A 7,625-nucleotide genomic window follows, 5' to 3' on the forward strand; every position below is an offset into this window, starting at 1 on the left:
GACCCTTCTCGGCCCCGTCGGCTCAGCTCCGCTGCCGGGACGGCCTGCGGAGCAGCGCCGCCCACCGGCGGTCCAGCTCCAGGCGGTGCACTCCCCAGCGGTCCGTGACGGCCGCCCATCGTGCGGACAGCCCCCACATCACCCGAATGGACGAGCGCGGCAGGAGAAGCGCGCGCTGCCGCGCTCCGCGCCCCACCCCTTCGCCCAGGCCCGCACGCACCCGCTGGACGTCGTCGGCGAGACCCGTGGCGGGCCGTGGCTCCGGCGCGTACAGCACCTGCTCCACCGCACGCGCCACCCGGTGCACGGCATCGGCGGCCTCGCCCTCCAGCCGCCCCAGCCGCACGATCCGGGCCGCCGTCCTGCGCGGGGTCTGCGAATCGTCGGGACGGATGCCGTGGTCCCAGGCCGTGTCGACGATCTCCCGCCAGGCGCCCAGCACGCGCGCCGTGGCATCGGCGGTCGTACGGCCCCCGGAACCAAGGCGCCGGGCCCGGACACGGGTCCGCCACAGCAGCGGCAGGAGTGGCACCAGCAGCACCGCCAGGACACCCAGCGTGATGCCGACGACCGTCCCGACGGATGTCCCCGAGTCCGTCGGAGGCAGTGCCCCCGCCGGCGCGCTCGTGCCGCAGTCGCCGGCCCTGGCGGCCTGGGCCGGGCAGCTCTCCGAGGCGGACGGCGACGAGTTCGGCGCGGACGACGTGCTCGCCTCGGGCTGCGCCGGATCGCTCGAGTCTCCCGAGGGAGCCTCCGGGATCGTGTAGTCCGGCGCGCTGCCCCGGCTCGGCGTCGGCTCGAAACGGGTCCAGCCGACACCCTCGAAGTACAGCTCGGGCCAGGCGTGCGCGTCCCGGAGCCCGACGGACATCGTGCCGTCCGACTGCGGTGTGCCCGGTGTGAAGCCCACCGCCACCCGCGCCGGAATGCCCAGCGTGCGGGCCATCGCCGCCATCGAGAACGAGAAGTGGACGCAGAAGCCCTCCTTCTCCCTGAGGAAGCGGCTGATGGCCGTGACCCCGGTGCCGGACGCGACCTGCGTGTCGTACGTGAAGCCGCCGTCCACGGCGAACCAGTCCTGGAGCCTGACCGCCTTCTCGTAGTCGTTCGCCGCGCCGTCGGTCACCTCACGCGCGGTGTCCGCCACCTCTCCCGGCAGGACGTCCGGCACCTTGGTGTACTCCCGCACCAGCGAGGCGGGGGGCCGCGGCGCCGCCGCGAGCTGCTCACGCGTCGGCTCCACCAGCAGGCTGGTGACCTGGTACTGCGCGCCCTGCGTCGTCTCGCCCCGGTCGCCGACCAGGGTCCGGCCGCTCGGCTCGAAGCGCCAGCGCCCCTCGATGTCCACCTCCGACGCCGGGTAGGGCATCGGGAGATAGTTCTGCCGGTACCAACCGGCGGCGGAGATACTCGTCTTGATCTCGGTGGTGCTGACGTCGCCGCGCAGACCGGGCGGGCCGGGGAGCTTGTCCGGCACGTCCTCGACGCTGCGCTGGGAGAACCGCCAGGACGTACCGTCGAAGTCGTCCAGGGCCATGATCCGCAGATACAGGTTCTCGGTGCTCTCCGCGTTCGTCCGGTACCGCAACGCCTCCCGGTCCTCGGGCTGGTTGAGGTTGTCCTGGAGCGACACCAGCGGATTGACGGCGGAGATCGTGCCACCACCCAGGCCCGAACCCGCCCCGGCCCCCGTGCCGTTGAGCAGTCCGCCGTCCAGCGACGGCAGCGCGGCGGGCACCACGAGCGCGATTCCCAGCGCCATCACACCGATACGGCGGCCCGTGCGGACGGGGGCCGTGGCCGCGCCCCCGGTGTCCAACCCGGCGGCCGTACGTCCCGGCACGCGCGGAGCGCCGCCGAAGACCCGGCCCCACTGCGAGAGCCGGTCCCGGCCCTCGGCCAGCAGCAACAGCAGATAGCCGCCCGCCGCGAGCAGGAACCAGAGCCAGGAGGCACCGCCGCCGGAGATGCCGGCGGCGACCGAGTACAGCGCGAGCAGCGGCAGCCCGGCCGGCGCCGCGCCGCGGAACGTCACCGCGAGCACGTCCACGGCGAGACCGATGACCAGTACGCCCCCGACCAGCATCAGCTTGATGCCGTCCGTCGCCGGCGCCGGGATCGCGTACCGCCCGACGTCCTCGCCGCCCGCGTTCAGCAGCTCCCCGAAGCGCAGGAAGACCTCCGGGCCGGGCAGTAGACCGACCACCGCGTACTCGGAGGCGAACACCACCGTGAGCATCAGCAGCCCGACGACCGCCTGGAGCGCCACGGTCAGCGTCCTGGCCAGCGGCACCCGCCGGCCGAGCGCGCCCACGCCGACCAGGACCGCCAGCATGAACGCCGCCTGGGCGAACCAGCCCTTGTCCTTGACCAGCGGCAGCAGTGCGCCCGCCGATGTCAGCGTGGCGGCGAACGCGCACAGCGCCAGCCTCGCGCGACCGCTCATGACCATCCTCCGGAGAAGCCCGCCGAGCTCTGTGTCGCACCCGTCTCGGTGCGCTGTCGTGCCGCCTGCTGCCACAGATCGGGGAGCGCGACCCCGGCGGGCACCACCAGGGCGGTCCAGCCGGACTCGCGCAGCTGCCGCAGCCGGTCCTGGACCCGCGCGGGTGGTTCGACGCCGTCCCGGAGCCAGCCGGAGCTGTCCAGGACGAACGCCACCGCGGCGCCGCTGCGGTGCCGCATCCGGCCGGCCACCGCGGTCTGCTCCTCGTCGAGATCACCGAGAAAGGCGATCAGCAGGCCCTCGGTCCCGCCGCGCAGCACGTCGTACGCGCGGGACAGGCCCGCGCCTTCCGAGTGGTCGACGACGGCGAGCGTGTCCATCATCAGTCCGGCCGCGTCGGCGGACTCCTGCGTCGAGCCGGCGAACCCGTCGGCGCCCTCGCCGGGCACCGAATTCCCGGTGTCCGTCAACAGCCTTACGGCGAAGCCCCGTTCCAGCATGTGCACCAGCGCTGACGCCGCGCCCGACACCGCCCACTCGAAGGCCGAGTCGGGGCCGGCGCCCTGGTAGGCGAGCCGCCGGGTGTCGAGCAGCACCGTGCATCTGGCCCGCTGCGGCTGCTCCTCACGGCGCACCATCAGCTCGCCGTAGCGCGCCGTGGAGCGCCAGTGCACCCGGCGCAGGTCGTCGCCGTGCCGGTAGCCGCGCGGGATGACGTCGTCCTCGCCGGCCAGCGACAGCGAACGCTGCCGTCCGTCGCCGTACCCCGCCGTCGCTCCCGCCAGCCGGACCGGTGGCAGCGGCTCGGTGCGCGGGATGACGGTCAGGGTGTCGTGGGCGCTGAAGGAGCGCGTCAGCTCGCACATCCCGAAGGGGTCGCTCAGCCGCAGCTGGAGCGGGCCGAGCGGATAGCGCCCGCGCAGGTCCGACCGCACCCGGTAGGAGACCTCACGGCGCCCGCCCGCCTCCACCCGGTCCAGGACGAACCGGGGGCGCGGACCCAGCACGTACGGCACATGGTCCTGGAGCATCAGCAGACCGGTGGGCAGCCGCGACACGTTGTCCATCCGCAGATGGACACGGGCCTCGGACCCCGCGGGCACCCGGGACGGCGAGAGCCGCCTGCTGCCGGCGACCCGGTAGCGCGTGCGGTACAGCACGCCCACACAGACCAGCGGCAGCACGGCCAGGAGCATGCCCACCCGCAGCAGATCCGCCTGGCCGAGGACATAGGCGCAGACCGCCGCCGCGATGCCCGCGGCGAAGAAGGACCGGCCGCGAGTGGTGAGACCGCCCAGCGCCGCCCGCAGCCCGCCCTTGTCCTCGGTGTCCGAGGCGGCGGCGCCGGGCTCCATCACAGCCGCCGGACGCCCGGCTGCTGCCGGTCGTAGAGCGGCGGGGCGGCCACGGGAGCCTGCCGGCCGCCGTCGGCCGTCGGCACCGGGACGCGCTGGAGGATCTCCTGCACCACCTGCTCCGCGGTCTGGCGGTTGAGCTGCGCCTGCGCCGTCGGCAGCAGCCGGTGCGCGAGCACCGCGACCGCCAGCGCCTGCACGTCGTCCGGCAGCGCGTACTCCCGGCCGCTCAGGGCGGCGGACGCCTTCGCGGCGCGCAGCAGGTGCAGCGTCGCGCGCGGAGAGGCGCCCAGTCTGAGATCCGGGTGACTGCGGGTGGCCCCGACCAGCTCCACCGCGTACCGCCGCACGGAGTCGGCCACATGGACCTTCCGCACGGCGTCGATCAGCTTCACGATGTCGTGCGCGTGGGCCACCGGCTGGAGGTCGTCCAGCGGCGAGATCCCGCCGTGCACGTCCAGCATCTCCAACTCGGCCTCCACGCTGGGATAGCCGATGGAGACCCTGGCCATGAAACGGTCGCGCTGCGCCTCGGGCAGCGGATACGTGCCCTCCATCTCGACCGGGTTCTGCGTCGCCACCACCATGAAGGGACTGGGCAGTTCGTACGTCTGCCCGTCGATGGTGACCTGGCGCTCCTCCATCGATTCCAGCAGCGCCGACTGCGTCTTGGGCGAGGCGCGGTTGATCTCGTCGCCGATCACGATCTGCGCGAAGATCGCTCCGGGCTTGAACTCGAAGTCGCGCCGCTGCTGGTCGTAGATGGAGACCCCGGTGATGTCCGAGGGCAGCAGGTCGGGCGTGAACTGGATACGCCGCACCGAGCAGTCGATGGAGCGTGCCAGCGTCTTCGCCAGCATCGTCTTGCCGACGCCGGGGACATCTTCGATGAGCAGATGTCCCTCGGCGAGCAGCACTGTCAGCGAAAGCCGTACGACCTCAGGCTTGCCCTCGATCACACCTTCCACCGATGCGCGGACACGCTCCGCTGTGGTGGTCAGATCTGTGAGGCTCGCTCGATCGTCATAGGTCGTCACCCGGCCCTCCTCGGCCCGTTCATACGGGCCGAGGCTCTTCTCACGGCCCGGCCCACCCCGAAATACGGACGCCGCGTCCGGAAGGTTCCGGAGCGCCGCGCTCACTCACGCATTCTTGTAGCCGTTACCGCTTCGTGTCACTCGCCTGTGGATAAGTGGGTGTGAATTGCCGGAGTTGCCGTGTTTTCTGGTGCGGGCGACGCGGTCAGTCCGTCGGGTCGATTTCCCGCAGAAGGCCGGTCGACACGTCGAAGACGAAACCGCGCACGTCGTCGGTGTGCAGGAGGAACGGTGATGTCCGCACCCGCTGCATCGACTGCCGTACATCCTGGTCCACGTCCCTGAAGGACTCCACGGCCCAGGCCGGACGCTGCCCGACCTCCATTTCCAGTTCGTGCCTGAACTCCTCGGTGATGGCCTCCAGGCCACAGCCGGTGTGATGGATGAGTACGACACTGCGGGTCTTGAGCGCCCGCTGGCTGATGGTGAGTGAGCGTATGACGTCGTCGGTGACGACACCGCCCGCGTTGCGGATCGTATGACAGTCACCGAGCTCCAGGCCCAGCGCGTCGTGCAGGTCGAGACGGGCGTCCATGCAGGCGACCACGGCGACGCGGAGCACGGGGCGGGCGTCCATGCCCGGGTCGTCGAAGTCGCCGGCGTAACGCCGGTTGGCTTCCACGAGACGGTCGGTGACCGTGCCGTCGGTGCGGGCCGGACCGGCGGGTGCCTGGGCGGACTCGGCGGGGAGGTGCGCGGAAGTCGACATACCTATAGACGGTAATGCTCACCAGCGCCGGGAGCCTGCTGTACGACGGGACAAACATCGTCAACGAGGCCCGGTGTGAGGTAAGCCACATGGGTGAAGCTCGGCAGGGCGAAAGGGTGACGAACGCCGTTTTCCGCTTGCGCGTGATCGTGTTGTCGCCCCGTCGGGATCTTCACAAGATCCTCGCCGGCGGTCCGCCGCAGCGGGCCGGGCGACGCGCTGGCCGGTTGATTGACCGAGGGGACCTGTGGACTAAAGTGACGCGAAGTTCACGGACATCCCGAACACTCCCCGAATTCCCCCCGCGTGTGCGGCGTACGTGCGGCTCGGCCTCCTCACGCTCGGCGGTACGTACATCCACGCCGGACCTGAGAGGGCGCATGAGCGAGCGCAGCCAGCGAACCAGGCCGTGTCTGACAGAGAGCGCCGTCCGCCCGCACGGCGGGCCCCGCGAGGCCCGGGTATGACCGCCACCCGGCACGTACCGGTGATGCTCGACCGGTGCCTCCACCTGCTCGCTCCCGCCCTCGCCGAACCAGGCGCCGTCGTCGTCGACTGCACCCTCGGTCTCGGCGGCCACAGCGAGGCGCTGCTCAGCACCTTCCCCGCCGCGCGGCTGGTCGCGCTCGACCGGGACAAGGAGGCACTACGGCTCTCCGGCGAGCGCCTGGCCCCGTTCGGCGACCGCGCCACCCTCGTGCACGCCGTCTACGACGAACTCCCCGACGTCCTCGACCGGCTGGGCATCCCGCACGTCCAGGGCGTCCTCTTCGACCTCGGCGTCTCCTCCATGCAACTCGACGAGGCGGAGCGGGGGTTCGCGTACGCCCAGGACGCCCCGCTCGACATGCGCATGGACCAGTCGGCCGGGATGAGCGCCGCCGAGGTCCTCAACACCTACCCGCCGGGCGAACTGGTGCGGATCCTGCGGGCGTACGGCGAGGAGAAGCAGGCCAAGCGCATCGTGTCGGCCGTCGTCCGGGAACGCGCAGTCGAGCCCTTCACCAACAGCGCCCGGCTGGTCGAACTCATCCGTGACGCGCTGCCGCAGGCCGCCAAGCGCACCGGCGGCAACCCCGCCAAGCGCACCTTCCAGGCACTGCGCATCGAGGTCAACGGCGAGCTGTCCTCGGTGGAGGCGGCCGTCCCGGCCGCCGTGGCGTCCCTCGCCGTCGGCGGCCGTATCGCCGTACTCGCCTACCACTCCCTCGAAGACCGCCTGGTCAAGCAGGTCTTCGCGGCCGGCGCCGCCAACACCGCGCCGCGCGGCCTGCCCGTCGTGCCCGAGCGCTACCAGCCGAGGCTCAAACTCCTGACGCGCGGCGCCGAACTGCCCACCGAGGAAGAGGTCGCCGAGAACCGCCGGGCCGCCCCCGCCCGGCTGCGCGGCGCCGAGCGGATCCGGGAGGACGTGCGGTGAGCGGACCGGCCAGGCAGCTGAGGGGGCGCGCCGCGCGGCTCGCCCGGCTGATGCCGACGACCGGGCCGAGTACCGCGGCGCGTACACCCTTCGTCCTGCTGGTCGTTCTCCTCCTCGGCGGCGGGCTGATCACGCTGCTCCTGCTGAACTCCTCGCTCAACACGGGGTCGTTCCAGCTGAGCGAGCTCAAGAAGCAGACCACCGACCTGACCGACGAACAGCAGGCGCTCCAGCGGGACGTGGACAACCTCTCGGCGCCCGACGCGCTCCAGCGCCGCGCGCGGCAGCTCGGCATGGTCCCCGGCGGCAGCCCCGCCTTCCTCGACCAGGACGGCGGGATCAGCGGCGTCCCCTCCAAGGCCGACGCGCTCCCGTACGCCGCACCCTCCGCCATGGAGGCCGTCCCGCCCCTCGCCCCGAGCCTGCCCGCCTCGCTCGCACCCTCCGTGACACCGTCGGCGCCGGCCACGGATTCACCGGCGTCGCCGTCCTCCTCAGGAGGAACCACGTCCGGTGCCCCGTCGAACACCCCCTCCACCCCGGTGGGCCCGCCCGGCGCGCCCACCACCGGACCTGCGTCCGGCCCCCCCACCCCCCC

At 72.3% G+C, this 7,625-nt stretch carries 6 protein-coding genes; 2 read left to right on the top strand and 4 right to left on the bottom strand.

Translation table 11 applies throughout. The features are described from left to right. Positions 1–22: 22 nt before the first annotated feature. From P3L51_RS33905 to P3L51_RS33920, 4 genes are all read right to left on the bottom strand, one after another. Positions 23–2,446: a transglutaminase TgpA family protein gene (locus P3L51_RS33905; RefSeq protein ID WP_354609196.1), complete on the bottom strand. Its 2,424-nt coding sequence runs from the start codon at positions 2,444–2,446 to the stop codon at positions 23–25. Continuing rightward, a complete protein-coding gene (locus P3L51_RS33910) occupies positions 2,443–3,801 on the bottom strand; it encodes a DUF58 domain-containing protein (RefSeq protein WP_354609197.1) in 1,359 nt (452 codons plus the stop codon). The genes P3L51_RS33905 and P3L51_RS33910 overlap by 4 nt, the downstream gene beginning before the upstream one ends. Next, entirely contained in the window at positions 3,801–4,838 is a 1,038-nt protein-coding gene (locus P3L51_RS33915; protein WP_354609198.1) for an AAA family ATPase, read from the bottom strand. Before P3L51_RS33915 ends, P3L51_RS33910 begins: the two co-directional genes overlap by 1 nt. Positions 4,839–5,043: 205 nt before the next feature. Next, positions 5,044–5,607, bottom strand: coding sequence for a beta-class carbonic anhydrase (locus P3L51_RS33920; RefSeq protein WP_354609199.1), 564 nt, complete (start codon positions 5,605–5,607; stop codon positions 5,044–5,046). A 463-nt stretch (positions 5,608–6,070) separates the two neighbouring features. Here P3L51_RS33920 and rsmH point away from each other — a divergent pair, with 463 nt between their 5' ends. Both rsmH and ftsL read left to right on the top strand, forming a co-directional pair. Then, on the top strand, positions 6,071–7,027 hold the full coding sequence (gene rsmH, locus P3L51_RS33925) for a 16S rRNA (cytosine(1402)-N(4))-methyltransferase RsmH (protein WP_354609200.1): 957 nt from the start codon (positions 6,071–6,073) through the stop codon (positions 7,025–7,027). Then, positions 7,024–7,625: cell division protein FtsL (gene ftsL, locus P3L51_RS33930; protein ID WP_354609201.1), on the top strand; the 602-nt coding region annotated here is incomplete at its 3' end. The genes rsmH and ftsL, both read left to right, overlap by 4 nt.

Source organism: Streptomyces panacea (genome assembly GCF_040560175.1).
GTDB lineage: Bacteria > Actinomycetota > Actinomycetes > Streptomycetales > Streptomycetaceae > Streptomyces > Streptomyces panacea.